General features: G+C 57.1%; 15 protein-coding genes. 11 read left to right on the forward strand and 4 right to left on the reverse strand.

The genetic code is table 11. The annotated features are described in order from the left end of the window. The first annotated feature begins 1 nt into the window (after position 1). From QWI16_RS11905 to QWI16_RS11955, 11 genes are all read left to right on the forward strand, one after another. Positions 2-2,053, forward strand: coding sequence for a ubiquinol-cytochrome c reductase (locus QWI16_RS11905; RefSeq protein WP_302713399.1), 2,052 nt, complete (start codon positions 2-4; stop codon positions 2,051-2,053). Positions 2,054-2,114: 61 nt separating this feature from the next. After that, positions 2,115-2,753 (forward strand): glutathione S-transferase N-terminal domain-containing protein, encoded by a 639-nt coding sequence (locus tag QWI16_RS11910; protein WP_302713401.1) that lies wholly within the window; start codon positions 2,115-2,117, stop codon positions 2,751-2,753. Positions 2,754-2,815: 62 nt separating this feature from the next. Further along, entirely contained in the window at positions 2,816-3,211 is a 396-nt protein-coding gene (locus QWI16_RS11915; protein ID WP_302713403.1) for a ClpXP protease specificity-enhancing factor, read from the forward strand. Between the two features lie 157 nt (positions 3,212-3,368). After that, on the forward strand, positions 3,369-3,986 hold the full coding sequence (locus QWI16_RS11920; RefSeq protein WP_302713405.1) for a Yip1 family protein: 618 nt from the start codon (positions 3,369-3,371) through the stop codon (positions 3,984-3,986). A gap of 190 nt (positions 3,987-4,176) precedes the next feature. After that, positions 4,177-5,145, forward strand: a complete 969-nt coding sequence (locus tag QWI16_RS11925; protein WP_302713407.1) for a PstS family phosphate ABC transporter substrate-binding protein — start codon at positions 4,177-4,179, stop codon at positions 5,143-5,145. 130 nt (positions 5,146-5,275) lie between these two features. Continuing rightward, positions 5,276-7,555, forward strand: a complete 2,280-nt coding sequence (locus QWI16_RS11930; RefSeq protein WP_302713409.1) for an ABC transporter permease subunit — start codon at positions 5,276-5,278, stop codon at positions 7,553-7,555. A 21-nt stretch (positions 7,556-7,576) separates the two neighbouring features. Beyond that, entirely contained in the window at positions 7,577-9,244 is a 1,668-nt protein-coding gene (gene pstA, locus QWI16_RS11935) for a phosphate ABC transporter permease PstA (protein ID WP_302713411.1), read from the forward strand. 139 nt (positions 9,245-9,383) lie between these two features. Further along, on the forward strand, positions 9,384-10,154 hold the full coding sequence (gene pstB, locus QWI16_RS11940; protein WP_302713661.1) for a phosphate ABC transporter ATP-binding protein PstB: 771 nt from the start codon (positions 9,384-9,386) through the stop codon (positions 10,152-10,154). Between the two features lie 59 nt (positions 10,155-10,213). Next, positions 10,214-10,933 carry a phosphate signaling complex protein PhoU gene (gene phoU / locus QWI16_RS11945; protein ID WP_302713663.1) on the forward strand — a complete coding sequence of 240 codons (720 nt, stop codon included), beginning with the start codon at positions 10,214-10,216 and terminating at the stop codon, positions 10,931-10,933. A gap of 127 nt (positions 10,934-11,060) precedes the next feature. Next, positions 11,061-11,615 carry a thioredoxin family protein gene (locus tag QWI16_RS11950; protein ID WP_302713412.1) on the forward strand — a complete coding sequence of 185 codons (555 nt, stop codon included), beginning with the start codon at positions 11,061-11,063 and terminating at the stop codon, positions 11,613-11,615. Between the two features lie 3 nt (positions 11,616-11,618). Continuing rightward, positions 11,619-13,187: a mechanosensitive ion channel family protein gene (locus tag QWI16_RS11955; protein WP_302713414.1), complete on the forward strand. Its 1,569-nt coding sequence runs from the start codon at positions 11,619-11,621 to the stop codon at positions 13,185-13,187. Between the two features lie 42 nt (positions 13,188-13,229). Here the strand turns inward: QWI16_RS11955 and purD are convergent, their stop codons facing one another. The 4 genes from purD to dusB all read right to left on the reverse strand — a co-directional run bounded on the left by purD (position 13,230) and on the right by dusB (position 17,554). Continuing rightward, positions 13,230-14,516, reverse strand: a complete 1,287-nt coding sequence (gene purD, locus QWI16_RS11960; protein WP_302713415.1) for a phosphoribosylamine--glycine ligase — start codon at positions 14,514-14,516, stop codon at positions 13,230-13,232. Positions 14,517-14,587: 71 nt separating this feature from the next. Next, positions 14,588-16,165, reverse strand: a complete 1,578-nt coding sequence (gene purH / locus QWI16_RS11965) for a bifunctional phosphoribosylaminoimidazolecarboxamide formyltransferase/IMP cyclohydrolase (RefSeq protein WP_302713416.1) — start codon at positions 16,163-16,165, stop codon at positions 14,588-14,590. Between the two features lie 100 nt (positions 16,166-16,265). After that, positions 16,266-16,568, reverse strand: a complete 303-nt coding sequence (fis, locus tag QWI16_RS11970) for a DNA-binding transcriptional regulator Fis (protein ID WP_302713417.1) — start codon at positions 16,566-16,568, stop codon at positions 16,266-16,268. After that, positions 16,565-17,554 (reverse strand): tRNA dihydrouridine synthase DusB, encoded by a 990-nt coding sequence (gene dusB, locus QWI16_RS11975; RefSeq protein WP_370659928.1) that lies wholly within the window; start codon positions 17,552-17,554, stop codon positions 16,565-16,567. Before dusB ends, fis begins: the two co-directional genes overlap by 4 nt. Positions 17,555-17,690 lie beyond the last annotated feature (136 nt).

The following is a 17,690-nucleotide window of genomic DNA, read 5'->3' on the forward strand; positions in this document are numbered from 1 at the left end:
CATGAAGTGGATGAAAGGTCTGTGGAATTGGGTTGACGCCCGCCTGCCGGTTCAGCGCGCCTGGGATACCCATATGGGTAAGTACTACGCGCCGAAAAACTTTAATTTCTGGTATTTCTTTGGGGTTTTGTCTCTGCTGGTGCTGGTCAACCAGCTGCTTACCGGCATCTGGCTGACCATGAACTATACGCCCAGCGCCGAGGAGGCCTTTGCCTCGGTTGAGTACATCATGCGCGATGTCGATTACGGCTGGATTCTGCGCTATATGCACTCCACAGGTGCCTCGGCTTTCTTTGTGGTGATTTATCTGCACATGTTCCGCGGCTTGATGTACGGCTCCTATAAGGCGCCACGAGAGCTGGTCTGGATCTTCGGTATGACCATTTATTTAGTGCTGATGGCTGAGGCCTTTATGGGCTATGTGCTGCCCTGGGGCCAGATGTCCTATTGGGGTGCACAGGTGATTGTTTCGCTGGTCGGCGCAATCCCCGTCGTAGGTGAGTCGTTGGTAGAGTGGATTCGCGGTGATTACCTGATCTCCGGTATTACCCTTAACCGCTTCTTTGCCCTGCACGTTGTCGCCTTGCCGATTGTGCTGCTGGGCTTGGTGGTATTGCACTTGCTGGCTCTTCACGAAGTGGGTTCCAACAACCCCGATGGCGTGGAAATCAAAAAGAACAAAGATGAGAACGGCGTACCCAAAGACGGCGTGCCTTTCCATCCCTTCTACACCGTGCACGACTTAGTCGGTATTACCGTCTTCCTGTTCGTGTTCTGTTTTGTGATGTTCTTTATGCCGGAGATGGGCGGTTTCTTCCTCGAATACGCCAACTTTGAAGAAGCCAACAACCTGAAAACCCCGGAGCATATTGCGCCCGTATGGTATTTCACGCCTTTCTACGCCATCTTGCGGGCGATTAACTTCCCCATCGGGCCGCTCGATGCCAAGTTCCTCGGCCTGGTGGCCATGGGCGCTGCGATTGCGATTCTGTTTGTTCTGCCCTGGCTGGATCGCAGCCCGGTGCGGTCGATTCGCTACAAAGGCAACTTCAGCCGTATTGCGCTGATCGTCTTTGCCGCCGCTTTTGTGATTCTGGGTTATCTGGGGGTGAAATCACCTACTCCTGGGCGTACCTACCTGGCCCAGGCGTGTACCTTCCTGTACTTCGCCTACTTTATCGGTATGCCGTTCTGGACCAAGCGGGAGAAAACCTTGCCTGAGCCTGAGCGGGTGCAGATGAAGGGTCTACCATTGCGCTTGGTACTGGGTGGCTTTGCGCTCTTCGCTATCCTGGTGGTGGTACCGATCAAGGCCGTGGGCGCCGAGAGCCACTTTGCCTGCGGCTCCATCCCCTGCGATACCATGGAGCCTGACCTGGAAAACAAGGCCTCGCTGCAGCGCGGTGCCAAGTATTTCGTCAACTACTGCATGGGGTGCCACTCGGCGAAATTCTCCCGCTATGAGCGCGTTGCCGATGATCTGGGTATTCCCCACGATCTGATGATGGACAACATGGTCTTTGGCGATAAGCGTATCGGCGATCTGATGGACAACGCCATGAGCGCCGATCACGGCAAGCAGTGGTTCGGTGCCGCACCGCCGGATTTGACGCTGGTAGCGCGTGCCCGTTCGCCTGAGTGGCTCTACACCTACCTGCGTAACTTCTATAAGGATGAGTCGCGCCCCTTGGGTGTGAATAACCGGGTGTTTGCCAATGTGGGTATGCCCCATGTGATGATGGAGCTGCAGGGTCTGTACGAGTGTGGTGCCGGCCCGAAGCTTGACGCTCACGGCCATGCTGAGCGTGATAACCTGGGCAACCCGGTAATGGATGAGCACTGTGGTGCGCTGGTCGAGGGCGAAACCAAGGGCAGCATGAGCGCGGAGGAGTTTGATCGCGCCATGTTTGATCTGGTGAATTTCCTCGAGTATGTCGCCGAGCCCTATCAGTTGGATCGCAAGCGCATTGGTGTTTTTGTTCTCCTGTTTCTCTGTGTGCTGTTCGTCTTTACCTACCTGTTGAACCGTGAGTACTGGAAAGGTATTCACTGACAATCGAGCGGGCAGTAACGCTGCCCGCTCTCTGTAATTGTATTGATATTGAGGTGACCCAATGGGTGTTGTGACCAAGCGCTCATCCATGACGTTTTTTTCTGATTCAGGCGATCACTACAGTCATCGGGTGCGTATCGTTCTGGCCGAAAAAGGTGTTTCGGTGGATATGGTTGAGGGCAGTGCCGGCAACAAGCCCAGTGAATTGGCAGACCTGAACCCCTACAATTCATTGCCCACACTCGTGGATCGCGATTTGTCCCTGTATGAGTCCAAGGTCATCATGGAATATCTGGATGAGCGCTTTCCTCATCCTCCACTACTGCCCGTTTATCCTGTGGCCCGCGCGCAAAGCCGGCTTTGGATGTACCGGCTGGAGCGCGATTGGGCACCTCTGGTGGATATCATTGTCGCCAGCGACGACGCCAAACAGGTGGAGCGGGCACGCAAAGAGCTGAGCGACAGCCTGCTGACCATCGCGCCGATTTTTACTGAAATGCCGTTCTTTATGAGCGAGGAATTCACGATTGTGGACTGCTGTCTCGGGCCCATTCTCTGGCGTCTTGAGGCTCTGGGCATTACCCTGCCCAATACCCGTCAAAGCCAGCCGCTCAAGCAGTACATGGAGCGGCTCTTTTCGCGTGACTCGTTTCAGCAAAGCCTGACCGAGCCCGAGCGAGAGATGCGTCCGCAAGCCTGAGGGCTTGCCAATCCACAGGCCGGAGTGTGATGCCGGCCGCTGCCGATATCAGGAGCGCCACAATGTCGATGAGTTCGAGCCGCCCCTATATGATTCGCGCTCTGTACGAGTGGATCGTAGACAACCAATGTACTCCCTATATTCTCGTTAATGCGCACGCCAGAGGCGTAGAGGTGCCGCAGGAGCACATCAACAAAGAAGGCCAGATCATTCTCAATGTCTCCCCGACCTCGGTGGTGGGGCTGGAGATCGGTTTGGAAAGCATTGTGTTTAGCGCTCGCTTTGGCGGTATTCCTAGAGATTTATTTATCCCCACCTACGCGGTGCTGGGCATCTATGCCCGCGAAAACGGCCAGGGCATGGTGTTTGAAGCCGAGCCTGAGCCGCCAACGCCACCAGAGCCCCCCAAGCCGGAGGGCAGTGATGACAAACGCCCCAGCCTGCGGGTGGTTAAGTAACGGGGTGTTACCCCGTTGCTACCTCATATTTCCTAGTATATTTACCGAATGCTTTTATATAGCAATTACTTATTTGTGACGCTCTTAGTGCGCTTGTTATTGTTAAGACTGCAGATCCGTGCATTCCATAATAAAAACACAGCAGTAGGAGAAGTATATGGCGATGTTCCAGCACACACTGGGTATTTTCACTAACCCTGATCGCGAATGGCAGCGCATTCGCAACGAAGAGCAAAGCTTCTTCAAGGTCTATTGGACCCACGTCCCTTTATTGGCCCTCATCCCGGTTATATGCGCCTATTTTGGGGTCACACAACAGGGCTGGAGTATCGGTAGTGGCGGCGTGGTCAAGCTTACCGCCGACAGCGCGCTCATTCTTTGCGCCTTTGCTTATCTGGCCCAATTGGCGGCCATCTATATCCTTGGTGAATACATCAACTGGATGAGCCAGAGCTTTGGTGTTGCCGACGAGGCGAAAAAGCGCCACTACGAGGGTACGGCACTGGCGGTTTATTCGGCAGCGCCCATGATGCTGGCCGGTGTTGTACTGCTGTGGCCTGAGTTGTGGCTGGTGGCCGGTGTGTTTATCGTCGCGGCTTGTTACTCGGTGTACCTGATCTATGAAGGTATTCCGATCTTGATGAATATCCCTAAAGAGCGCGGGTTTATTTACGCCAGTTCTGTGATTACTGTGGGATTGGTATTGGCCGTGGTGGTCATGGTTGCGACGGTGATTGTCTGGAGCTCAGGGATGGGTCCCATCTACGTCAGCTGAGGCTTTTAGCTTCCGGTATCAAGGGCGGCCATGGGCCGCCCTTTTTTGTCTGGGCCCGCTGCCCAAGGGCCCCAAGCGGATTATGTCTTTTTTGTGACAGTTTGTTTACAGGCTGTCACATAATTGTCATATAGGACCGATAGAGTGCGCCCGAGATTCACCAATATTGGAATCAATCGAGGAGCGCTCCATGAAAGCCAACAAGATTCTTCGCGGTTTGACGCTGGCAAGCTCACTGCTGTGTGCGGCGGTGTTTGCCGAAGTCGACCCCAAGTTGCCGGGCTACGAAGCCACTTCCGGTGTATCGGGTAATGTAAATAGCATCGGTTCAGACACACTGAACAACCTGATGACCCTCTGGGCCGAAGAGTTCGCCAAATACTACCCCAACGTGAACATCCAGATTCAGGGCGCTGGCTCTTCTACCGCGCCGCCGGCGCTGACCGAGGGCACCGCCAACTTTGGCCCCATGAGCCGCGAGATGAAAGCCTCGGAAATTCAGTCGTTTGAGGCTCACTTTGGCTACAAGCCCACCGCCGTGCCGGTGGCTATTGACGTGGTGGCGGTCTATGTCAACAAAGACAACCCGATTGAGGGCCTGACCATGGCTCAGGTGGACGCCATTTTCTCCGCCACTCGTCTGTGCGGCTTTGGTGAGGACATTACCCGTTGGGGGCAGGTGGGGCTAACGGGCGCCTGGGCGAACCGCGATTTCACGATCTACAGCCGTAATGCGGTATCCGGCACTTATGGCTTTTTCAAGGATGTTGCCCTGTGTGGGGGCGACTACAAAGCCAGTATTAACGAGCAGCCCGGTTCTGCCTCGGTGGTGCAAGGTGTCAGTGAATCCATCAACGGCATTGGCTATTCCGGTATTGGCTACGTGACCTCCAGCGTGCGAGCGCTGCCTCTGGCCGCAGAAGCCGGTATGCCCTATGCGCCTGCCGATGCCGAGCACGCGGCCGATGGCAGCTACCCGATGGCGCGCTTTCTCTATGTCTACATCAACAAGCACCCCAACCGCCCGCTGGACCCGCTGCAGGCTGAATTTTTGAAAATGGTGATCTCAAAGCAGGGGCAGGAAGTGGTTGTCCGTGACGGTTATATACCGCTGCCCGCCAAGGTGGCCGAGCGCGTCACCAAAGAACTGGGTTTGTAATCAACGCTGACAAGGGCCAGGGCTCCAGCCTTGGCCCCCGGTAGTACTGGCCTTAACAATGCCTGCCCGGCTGTAGGGTGGGTATCAGGCAGGGGCCTTTGAATACTTTTCCACACCAGGAATGACGACTATGAGTGAAGCACCTCCCGCCACCGCCGAGAGTTTGATGCCGGATGCTCAGGAGCGGGCCAGATTGCGCCGTGTGCGCCGCCTGAAAGATCGCTTTTCCCGCTGGGGCGTGGCCTCTGCCGGTTTGGCAGTGGTGGGTGCTCTGGGGTTGATTTTCTTCTACCTGTTCTCTGAAGTGGCGCCTTTGCTCAAAGACGCCGATGTGGAGCCAACGCAAAATTACTCTATCGCGCGAACTGGCGTTACAGCACCCACCAGGCATTTGGTGCTCGAGCGTTACGAGCAGCTTGGTGCCAGCGTCACTGAGGCAGGTGAGGTGCAGTTTTTCGCCGCCGATTCTGGTGAGCCCCTCACTGACTTTACCGTGCAGGGCCCGGATGGTGCCGGTTTTAGCGCGCTGGGCGTGAGTACCCCGATTGAGGCGCTGGTGGCGTTTGGCTATGATGCCGGGCAGGTGGTCCTGACACAGCTCAGTTATCAATTGAGCTACCCCAACGACACGCGCAAGATCACTCCCGAACTGCTCTATCCTCTGGGCCGTGAGCCAATCGCTCTGGATGAGCGCGGCCAGCCGCTGACGGTCCTTGCCGTGCAGGCCACCGCCAGGGGCCACGTGCTGGCCGCGGCAACGCAGGACAAGCGTCTGTTGCTTGGCAGCTACACCTCGCGCGAAAACCTGATGACCGGTGAAGTGACCTCCACCGGCCGGGTTTTTGAGTTGCCGCCTCTGCCCAATGGCGCTGAGGCGCGGTTTATCCAGATTGATCGGACAGCGAGTCATTTGGTGGTCGCGGACGATCAGGCCCGCCTGCATTTGTACGCCGTGTCCACACCGGCCGAGGCGCGGCTGACTGAGTCTGTACCGACCGAGCGTGGTCAGGTGACCGCCATGACCTACTTGGTAGGCACCGGTTCTCTGGCCATAGGAACTGACAGCGGCAGTGTCAGTCAGTGGTTACTGGTGAGGGATGAAAAAAACGTCTATCACGTGCAGCCGGTACGTGACTTTGACGCCCTGGCCGGTAGTGTCACTACCATTACCCCCGAGTACGCACGCCGTGGCTTTCTGGTGGGCGATGATCAGGGTAACCTCGGGATTTATCACGGTACGGCCGCGCGTACTTTGCTGACTCAGCAAGTGGACAACGCGGCGTTGAGTCATCTGGCGATATCCCCCATCAACGGCAAGATGCTCATGTTGAACTCGCGCGACGAGGTCCAGGTTGCCGATGTCTGGAATGAGCATCCGGAAATTTCCTTCAGTTCACTGTGGCAAAAAGTCTGGTACGAAGGGCGTGCCGAGCCGGAGTACGTCTGGCAAGCCTCCTCGGGTGGCGACGAATTTGAATCGAAAATGAGCCTGGTGCCCCTGTCGCTTGGAACCCTGAAGGCGGCCTTGTTTGCCATGCTGTTTGCCATTCCGCTCGGCATCATGGGCGCGCTCTATACCGCCTATTTTATGACGCCGAAAATGCGTGGCTTGGTTAAGCCGACCATCGAGATTATGGAAGCCTTGCCGACGGTGATTCTCGGCTTTCTTGCCGGCTTATGGTTGGCCCCGTTTTTGGAAAATCATCTGCCTGCCATTTTTAGTATTTTGATTTTCATGCCTTTGATGATGGTGGCCGCGGGTTTTGCCTGGTCGCGCTTGCCGCAGGTGGTACGCTCGCACATCCCCGAGGGTTGGGAGGCGGCGATTTTGATCCCGCCAATCCTGTTGACCGGGTGGGTGTGTATTGCCCTGAGCCCTCAGGTCGAAGTCTGGTTTTTTGACGGCAGCATGCGTCAGTGGTTTACCGATAATGGTATCAACTACGACCAGCGCAACGCCTTGGTAGTCGGTATTGCCATGGGCTTTGCCGTCATCCCCACGATTTTCTCCATCGCCGAGGATGCTGTATTCAATGTGCCGCGCCACCTGACTCAGGGCTCTCTGGCTCTGGGTGCGACGCGCTGGCAGACAGTGATGGGAGTGGTTCTGCCAACCGCTAGCCCGGGGATTTTCTCTGCGGTCATGATGGGTTTTGGCCGCGCGGTGGGTGAGACCATGATCGTGTTGATGGCCACGGGTAACAGTCCGGTGGTGAACTTCAACATCTTTGAAGGTATGCGTACGCTCTCGGCGAATATCGCCGTGGAATTGCCGGAAACGGCGGTCGACAGCACTCACTTCAGGGTTCTTTTCCTGGCCGCACTGGTGCTCTTGGCGCTGACCTTTATCGTCAACACCTGCGCCGAAATCATTCGTCAGCGCCTGCGCAAGCGCTACAGCAACCTGTAATTGATGAGAGGCGACACGACAATGAAAGACTGGTTTAAAAGTGGCGCACCCTGGATCTGGCTCAATGGTGGGGCGGTGGCGCTGTGTATTGTAATGGTGGTGGGGCTTTTGGGTTTGATTGCCATTCGCGGTTTTGGTCATTTCTGGCCTGCCGATGTGCTGCAAACCACCATTATTGATAAAAATGGCAATGAGCACCGCATTCTCGGGGAAGAGGTGCGCTCCGAAGTCATTCCCTCCGCTGTTGCCCGCGATGGCGGCTACCAAGTCCCCGACGATGTAGAGCTGGTCACCCGCTACCTGATTAAGCAGGGCAATCGCGATGTCAGCGCCCGGGACTTTAACTGGTACTTGGAAACCGGTATGGGGGAATGGGAATACCCGGCCGATGCCATGGTGATCGAACGGCGCGAGTGGGGCAATTTCTACGGATTCCCCCTCGAGCTCAAGGAAAATGGCGAAACCCTGGTGACCACCAGCTCACCTGAGTTTTGGCAGGAGTTGTCTGAGCGGGTCGAGCGCAGCGTGGAGCTGCACCATGAAATCAATCACATTGAAAAAGTCGATATCGGCCGGATTAACCACAGCCTGGAGCGGATACGCCTGGAGCGACGCCGGCTGCAGTTGCAGGGCGCGGACTCGGCCACTATGGCTGAGGCCGAGGCGCAGTTTGCCGAGCGCCGCGCTGAGCTGGACGCGCAGTATCAGCAGGTAAAAGCTGAGCGCGATGCACTCTACGAGCAACTGGAACGCGATGCGTTGGTCGCACGGGTAGCCTCGGGCACACAGGTCACCATTGCGCTGCACAACATTGTGCGCGTCACAAGGCCAAACGACATGGGCGTGTTTGCCAAGCTGGGACAGTATCTGGAGCGCTTCTGGGAGTTTCTCACCGATGAGCCGCGCGAGGCCAATACCGAAGGCGGTATTTTCCCGGCGATCTTCGGCACGGTCACCATGGTGATGGTGATGTCGATCATAGTGACCCCTTTCGGTGTGCTGGCGGCCATTTACTTGCGCGAATACGCCAAACAGGGTCCGGTGCTGCGCCTGATTCGTATCTCTGTCTATAACCTCGCGGGTGTACCGTCGATCGTTTACGGGGTTTTCGGGCTGGGCTTCTTTGTCTATTTTCTCGGCGGCAGTATCGATGAGCTGTTTTACCCTGAGTCGCTGCCCGCGCCGACCTTTGGTACCCCGGGGCTGTTCTGGGCCTCGCTGACCTTGGCGCTGCTGACCCTGCCGGTGGTGATCGTCTCCACCGAAGAGGGCCTGTCCCGAATCCCGACTACCATTCGTCAGGGTTCACTGGCGTTGGGGGCAACCAAGGCCGAGACGCTCTGGAAAGTGGTCGTGCCCCTGGCGACGCCGGCCATGATGACAGGCTTGATTCTCGCCATTGCCCGCGCCGCGGGTGAGGTGGCGCCCCTGATGCTGGTGGGGGTGGTCAAGCTGGCGCCGTCTTTGCCCATCGATGGCAATTACCCCTATCTGCACCTGGACCAGAAGATCATGCACTTGGGCTTTCACATCTACGACGTTGGGTTTCAAAGTCCAAACGTCGAGGCGGCCCGGCCGCTGGTGTATGCCACGGCGCTGACCCTGGTGCTGCTGATTATTGTGTTGAACCTGACCGCGATCCGGATCCGCAACAGTTTGCGTGAAAAGTATCGTAGCGCATCCGATTGATAACGGGAGTTGAATCATGTTAGAACCGACCGACGTCGTGGAGCGCAGTGACGCCACCGCCAAGGCAAAGGACACTGCCAGGACCCCAAGCATCGAGGCGACTCAGGGCGACAACCGCCCCTTTGACCAGGCAGAACCTATGGCTATGGAAAACGAATCTATTAAACTGGAGGTGTCGGGCCTCGAGCTTTTCTACGGTGCCGAGCGCGCTTTGAAAAACATCAGCCTGCAAATCCCCGAAAAGAAAGTAACGGCTTTTATCGGCCCATCCGGTTGCGGTAAGTCCACGCTTTTGCGCTGCTTTAACCGTATGAACGATCTGGTCGACAGCTGCCGAATCGAGGGCAAGATACTGCTCGACGGCGACGATATCTACGCCCCCGGCGTGGACGTGGCCGAGCTGCGCCGCCAGGTGGGAATGGTGTTTCAAAAACCCAATCCCTTTCCCAAGTCCATTTACGAAAACGTCGCCTACGGCCTCAGGCTGCAGGGGGTGAAATCCAAGCGTATACTGGATACGGTTGTAGAGAACTCGCTGCGCGGGGCGGCCCTGTGGGATGAGGTGAAAGATCGTTTGCACGACAATGCATTTGGCCTGTCCGGTGGTCAGCAGCAGCGCCTTGTGATTGCGCGGGCTATCGCCATTGAGCCCGAGGTGATCCTGCTTGACGAGCCGGCCTCGGCGCTCGATCCCATCTCGACCTTAAAGATCGAAGAGCTGATCTACGAGCTCAAGGACAAATACACCATTGTCATCGTTACCCACAATATGCAGCAAGCTGCACGCGTGTCCGATTACACGGCGTTTATGTACATGGGGGATCTGATTGAGTTTGGCGATACCGACACACTCTTTACCAACCCCACCGAGAAACAGACAGAAGATTATATTACCGGTCGCTACGGTTAATCGGTGCGCATCGCCCGCCCGCTGCCTTAGCGCCTGTTATTGGAGTCCGCCTTATGGCCATGGATATCAGCAGTCATACACAGCACATCTCTCAGCAGTTTAATACCGAGCTGGAGGACATCAAGACACACCTAGCCGAAATGGGCGGCATGGCCGAGCGCCAGGTTAACGATGCCATCGCCGCCATGATCGAGGTGGATGTCGAAAAAGCCGAGCAAGTCGTGCGCGGGGACCACAAGGTCAACTCCATGGAGGTCTCTATCGATGAAGAGTGCGTGCGTATTCTGGCCAAGCGCCAGCCTGCCGCCGGGGATTTGCGCTTGGTGATCGCCGTGACCAAGGCCATTACCGATCTGGAGCGCATCGGCGATGAGGCGGCCAAAATTGCCCGTCAGGCCATGGCACTGAGCCGCGATGGCGCCGCGCCGCGCGGTTATGTCGAGGTCAGGCACATCGGCGAGCACGTCTCGCGCATGCTGCACGACGCACTCGACGCCTTCGCCCGACTGGATATGGATGTGGCGCTCAAAGTGGTACAGACTGACCGCACGGTGGACATGGAATACAGCACGGCCATGCGAGAAATGATCACCTACATGATCGAAGATCCGCGCAGCATTACCCGGGTACTCAATATTATGTGGTCTCTGCGGGCGCTGGAGCGCATAGGCGACCACGCCCGCAACATCGCCCAATACGTCGTCTATTTGGTAATGGGCGAAGACGTGCGCCACGGCAGCTACGAAGAAATCGAAGAGCAGATCCACCAGGAAGAGTGACACCGGGCCCGAGGCGATAAAGTCCTGCCAGGAGTCGAGTTTCGCGCTTGATTGCCCTGACGGGGTTTTACTTTGAGCGGCGCACGCGGTTAAATGACCCCACTGTCACAATAATACAGGAGGTTTTATGGCCCGTACCCCGTCCAATATGCTGCCGCTGGGCACCGAGCTGCCCGCCGTGCAACTGCCCGATGGCGCTGGGGATATGTACGACATCCGCCACAACCTGAGAGACAATGGGCTGCTGGTGATGTTCATTTGCAATCACTGCCCGTTTGTTCTCCATGTGGCGGATTTCCTTGGTCCCCTGGCACGTGAGCTCGGTAAACTGGGTATTGGCAGTGTGGCCATCAGCTCCAATGATGTGGCGAACTACCCGGATGACGCGCCGGACAAGATGGTCGCCTTTGCCGCCCACCATAACTTTCCCTTTCCCTACCTCTATGACGAGACCCAAGAGGTCGCCCGAGCCTTTGACGCGGCCTGTACACCGGATTTTTACCTCTTTGACGGTGCCGGAAAGCTGGTTTATCGCGGCCAGATGGACAATGCCCGTCCCGGTAACGACGAGCCGGTCGATGGTGCGGACCTACTGAGCGCCGCAAGAGCGCTGGCCGATGGCCTGCCTGTAGCCCAAGCGCAGCGGCCGAGTCTCGGCTGCAATATCAAGTGGAAGAGCTGACACTTGAAGCCGCTTCTGCGCCTGCTGCTGTGTGTGTGCCTGATGGGCCTGGCACTCGCGGCTGTGGGTCAGGAGTTCACCCTCAAGGACGTGGTGGAGTCGGGCTCCGCCGAGGTCCAAAGCCAGCGGCGTGAACAGCCGCTGGCCTCGCCGTTAGCCGCTGCCCTGGCACTGAGAGAGGCGGGGCAGCGCCAGGACTGGGCCCAGATGGCCCAGTACGCCGATTTTCGCTATCTACCCGATGACGTGCTCGAGCAGGGCCAGGCCAGCCTTATGCGCAAGCTGGCACTCATTTGGGAGCAGCACCAGATTCTCGATCTCACCAGCCTGAGCGACGATAAAACCGGGCGCCTCAACGACGGCTTGCCCGAATTCCGCGAGCGTCTCGGCACCTTGCGCCATGGGCAGGAAGTGTTTGACGTGCTCTTGCAGCGAGTGCCGGACGGTGATGGCGCTCAGGTGTGGAAAATATCCAATGCCACAGTGAGACAAATCCCGCGCCTGTGGGACCTGTTTGGCTATCACCCGAGCCTGGAGAAGCTGGAGCGCTGGCTGCCCGAGTTTCGCGTTTTCCATATGCATAACTGGCAGTTTGTCGCGCTTTTATTGTTGTTCGTCGGTGCCTGGTTGCTGAGTGGCCTGGTCAAATGGTTGTTACTACGGGTGATAGCGCGCCTGTCCATTTACCGCGATACCATGCAGCGGTTGATTCGCCGCCCCCTGCGGTTGTTTGTGTTTTTCTCCACGCTCAACTGGGGGATCTACCAGTTGGGTCTGCCCCTGCGGGCGAGAGTGTTGTTCGACTCTGGAATATTTATGTTCCTCGCCGGTCTTTTTCTGGTGCTGGGCGTTATTGAGTTTATCCTGGCACTGTATATCTCCAGAGCTGTCGCCAAAGACGAAAACTATTCGCCGGGATTTGTCAGGCCGCTGGTGACCATCGTTAAAATCGTCGTGATTATCCTCGCCATACTTTTTTGGCTGGACAATGCGGGTTATAACATGGCGACCATTCTTACCGGTCTGGGTATTGGCTCGCTTGCCGTGGCTCTGGCGGCGCAAAAAACCCTGGAAAACGTTTTTGGTGCCTTTACCCTCTACATTGCCCGGCCCATTAAGCCGGGGGACTTTTGTCGATTTGGCGATGTTCTCGGCGTTGTCGAAGAAATCGGCTTGCGCTCAACCCGTATGCGCAAATTAGATCGTACCGTGGTGAATGTGCCCAATTCGGTGTTCTCTTCGCGCGAGCTGGAAAACTTGTCCGAAATAGACCGGCGGCTCTACCGACAAAAATTTTGCCTCGATACCGCGACCGAGAGCGAGACGCTTTCGGCTTTGCTCGAGGACATGCGTGAAATTCTCGGCGCACACGAGCGGGTGTTGGAGTTGGCGAGGCGCGTTCACTTTGAAGAGATCTTGCGTGAGGGGTTTGTCGTGCAGGTCAACGCCTACATCGATACTGCGGACTTTGCCGAGTTTTTGCAGATTGCCGAGGCACTTAACGTAAAATTGCTGGCCGCGATCGAAAAACGTGAAATTGCTCTGGCTCGCTGGGTGCCGGCCGCTGGGTGAGGGGCATCAACCGCTCACCCAACCGACGCCAAACCTTAGGTTCTATGATTGTTCGCGGGCGATGGCGCGATAGGCGATATCCCGGCGCATGTAGACGTCTTGCCAGCTGATCTGGTCGGCCAATTGATAGGCGCGCTTTTGCGCTTCGCCGACGGTTTCTCCCAGTGCGGTGGCGCACAGTACCCGACCGCCATTGGTTACCACCTGGCCGTCTTTATCGGCGGTGCCCGCATGGAAGACTTTTTCCCCGGCGGTTTCTGTTGTCGGTAGCCCTGAGATCACATCGCCTTTGTTGTAGTGGCCGGGGTAGCCGCCAGCGGCAAGAACAACGCCAACGGCTGCGCGCGAATCCCACTTAGCCGATACAGTGTCGAGTTCGCCGCGGATAGCGGCCAAGCACAGCTCGACCAAGTCGGATTGCAGGCGCAGCATGATAGGTTGGGTTTCCGGGTCGCCAAAGCGGCAGTTATATTCAATAACCTTGGGTGCGCCCTGCTCGTTGATCATCAGACCTGCGTAGAGAAATCCGGTGTAGCGGTTGCCTTCGGCGGCCATGCCCTCGACGGTGGGCTTGATCACCTCACTCATAATGCGCTGATAGACACTCTCGGTGACCACCGGGGCAGGGGAGTAGGCACCCATACCGCCTGTGTTCAGGCCTGTATCGCCGTCGCCAGCGCGCTTGTGGTCTTGGCTGGTGGCCATGGGAAGAATGTTTTCCCCGTCCACCATCACGATAAAGCTGGCTTCTTCACCGGTGAGAAACTCCTCGATCACTACGCGGCAGCCAGCATCGCCAAAGGCGTTGCCCGAGAGCATATCGCGCACGGCCTCTTCGGCCTGCTCCTGGGTTTCGGTCACAATCACGCCCTTGCCCGCGGCCAGGCCGTCGGCCTTGATGACAATCGGCGCGCCTTTTTCACTCAGGTAGGCCAGCGCCGGTTCCACCTCGGTAAACGTTTGGTAGTCAGCGGTAGGGATCTTGTGGCGGGCCAGGAAGTCTTTGGTAAATGACTTGGAACCCTCTAGCTGTGCGGCGCCTTTCGTGGGACCAAAGCAGGCCAGGCCGCGCTCGGTAAAGTAATCGACTACGCCTTCAACCAGAGGCACCTCTGGGCCGACAATGGTCAGCTCCACTTGCTCTGCCTTGGCAAACTCAACCAGCTGGGGGAAATCGCAGACATCGATATCGACATTTTTCAGCTTGTCGTCCAGTGCCGTGCCGGCGTTGCCCGGCGCCAAAAACACGGTATCCACTTTCTTGCTCTGCGCGGCCTTCCAGGCCAGCGCGTGTTCGCGGCCGCCGCCGCCAATAATGAGAATGTTCATAGGAGTCTTGGTTCTGTGGACGTTAAATGTTTATGCGCTCGTCGGACGTGAGAGGTCCGACGAGCTGCGTCTTAATGACGGAAGTGCCGCATTCCGGTAAACACCATGGCAATGCCCGCTTCGTCAGCGGCGGCGATGACTTCTTCGTCGCGCATGGAGCCACCCGGTTGAATCACCGCGGCAATCCCGGCTGCAGCGGCGTTGTCGATGCCATCGCGGAAGGGGAAGAAGGCATCGCTGGCCATGACCGATCCCGGAACTTCCAGCCCGGCGTGCTCGGCTTTAATACCGGCAATACGCGCTGAGTTCACCCGGCTCATTTGGCCAGCGCCGACACCGATGGTCGCGCCGTCTTTGCCGTAGACAATAGCGTTGGACTTGACCATTTTGGCCACTTTCCAGGTAAACAGTAGGTCGCGCATTTGCGCTTCGGTCGGGACTTTTTTGGTGACCACTTTCAGGTCAGTCTCGGTCACGGTGCCGTTATCGCGATCCTGTACGAGGAGCCCGCCGGCCACACGCTTATAGTCGAACTCGGCAGGCGTCGGTCCCCACTGACCGCACTCGAGCAGGCGGACATTTTTCTTGGCGCTGACCGCTTCGACGGCGGCGGCATCGATACTCGGGGCGATGATCACCTCGACAAACTGTTTATCGACGATCGCCTGGGCCGTGGCGGCATCCAGTGGGCGGTTGAAGGCAATAATGCCGCCAAAGGCTGACTCGGGGTCGGTGGCGAAGGCACGTTCGTAGGCGCTCAGCAGGGTTTCGCCACTGGCAACCCCACAGGGGTTGGCGTGCTTGACGATCACACAGGTGGGCTCGTCAAACAATTTGACGGTTTCCAGTGCGGCGTCGGTATCGGCGATGTTGTTGTAGGACAGCTCTTTGCCTTGCAACTGTTTGGCGGTGGCGATGGTGCCTGCCACCGGGTTTTTCTCAATGTAAAAAGCGCTTTTCTGGTGCGAGTTTTCCCCGTAGCGAAGGGTTTGCACCTGATGAAACTGGCTGTTGAACGTGCGCGGGAAATCCTCGCTGCCGCCCTCGACCATGCGGCCAAAATAATTGGCGATGGCACCGTCATAGGCGGCGGTGTGTTCGTAGGCTTTGATGGCAAGATCAAACCGGGTTTGGTAACGGGTGTTGCCATTGTTGGCTTTCAGCTCGCCGAGCACCGTGTCGTAGTCGCTGGCGTTTACCACAATATTGACCCAGGCGTGGTTTTTTGCCGCAGCGCGAACCATGGTTGGACCGCCGATGTCGATGTTCTCAATGGCGTCTTCCAGGGAGCAGTCCGCCTTAGCAATGGTATTTTCAAAGGGGTAGAGGTTGACCACCACCATATCAATGCCGCCGATGCTATGCTCGTTCATGACGGCATCGTCCTGCCCGCGACGGGCCAGAATGCCGCCGTGAACTTTCGGGTGCAGGGTTTTTACCCGGCCGTCCATCATTTCAGGGAAGCCAGTGTAGTCGGACACTTCTACGGCGGGAATGCCGTTGTCCTTAAGCAACCGGTAGGTACCGCCGGTAGAGAGGATTTCCACGCCCTGCTGGTGCAGGGCGGTAGCGAATTCGACGATGCCGGTTTTGTCCGATACGCTGATCAGCGCGCGTTTGACAGGAGCCAGGTCGGTGACAGTGCTCATGTGGTCTCAAGTCCCCAGTAGCCATTTGTGAAAGGGTAAAAAATAAAAAGGGTGGTTTGTACCACCCTGTTTACGGACGCCTCGGCGCCTGCAGTAAGGCTTAGAGTAAGCCGTATTGCTTGAGTTTTTTGCGCAGTGTGCCGCGGTTTAGCCCCAGAACCTGGGCGGCGCGGGTTTGATTGTGGCGGGTGTACTTCAATACCACTTCCAAAAGCGGCGCTTCCACCTCAGCCAGGACCATGTCGTAGACATTGCTGACGGACTGACCGTCCAGGTGCTGGAAATAATTTTCCATGGCCTGCTCAACACTGCCGCGCAAGGACTGGCCTTGTGCCGGTTGCTGGGCAAACTGTTCCTGGGGGGCGATGGGAGCATCGGTGATAAAGGTTTCTGCTGAATTCATGCCGCTTTTTCCTCTCTTTCTATCAGCGGTTCGAAGTAATCGCGAACGCTGGCATGTTGATCTTGGGTCGTTTCCAGCCGGTTGAATCTGGCGCGAAAATCTTCACTTTCGGGTATGGTTTTTAGGTACCAGCCCAAATGCTTGCGGGCAATCCGCGGACCCATAAGTGGGCCGTAAAAAGCTGCCAGTTCACCCAGATGGGTACATAGAATGTCCCTGATGTCACTCAGGGCCGGCTCCGGCAAATGTTGTCCAGTGCGCAGATAGTGGTCGATCTGCCGGAATATCCAGGGGCGTCCCTGAGCCGCGCGTCCAATCATCACGGCTTGGGCGCCGGTGTGGTCGAGTACCTGTCGCGCCTTTTTCGCGCTGTCGATATCGCCATTGCAAAACACCGGTATGGAGATGGCCTGGGCGACTGCGGCCATGGTGTCGTACTCGGCCTGACCTTCGAAGCGGCAGGCGCGGGTGCGACCGTGAATGGCCAGAGCGGCAATGCCCGAGTCCTCGGCGATGCGCGCCACGGTCAAGGCGTTGCGCATCTCGGGGCTCCATCCGGTGCGTATTTTCAGGGTGACAGGCACACTCACGGCGGCAACCACCGCATTGAGAATATCTGCCACCAGTGTTTCGTCCTTTAACAGAGCTGAACCCGCCGCCTTTTTACAGACTTTTTTTGCCGGACAGCCCATATTGATGTCGATGATCTGGGCGCCGTTATCGACATTCAGTCGAGCGGCGTCGGCCATCATCTGCGGGTCGCCACCGGCAATTTGTACCGAGATCGGGCCCGTTTCCCCGCTGTGATCAAGCCTTTGACGACTCTTGCGGCTGTGCCACAAAGACGTGTCCGAGGTGACCATTTCGGAGACGACCAATCCCGCGCCCTGGCGACGGCACAGCTGGCGAAACGGACGATCCGTCACCCCCGCCATTGGCGCTAAAATAACCTTAGAGTCGATCTGATAGGGTCCGATTTGAAACACAATAGCTACCTTACCGACTTGCAACACCGTCGCTGGAATTGGTCTTCCCCAACCGGCCGGGCCGGTCGAAAAAGGCTGGCTATGATACCTTTTTGAAACAGAATTGGGAACGCAGAAATCGCACAGATTGGTTTTT

The sequence above is a fragment of the Gilvimarinus algae genome (assembly GCF_030518215.1).
GTDB lineage: Bacteria > Pseudomonadota > Gammaproteobacteria > Pseudomonadales > Cellvibrionaceae > Gilvimarinus > Gilvimarinus algae.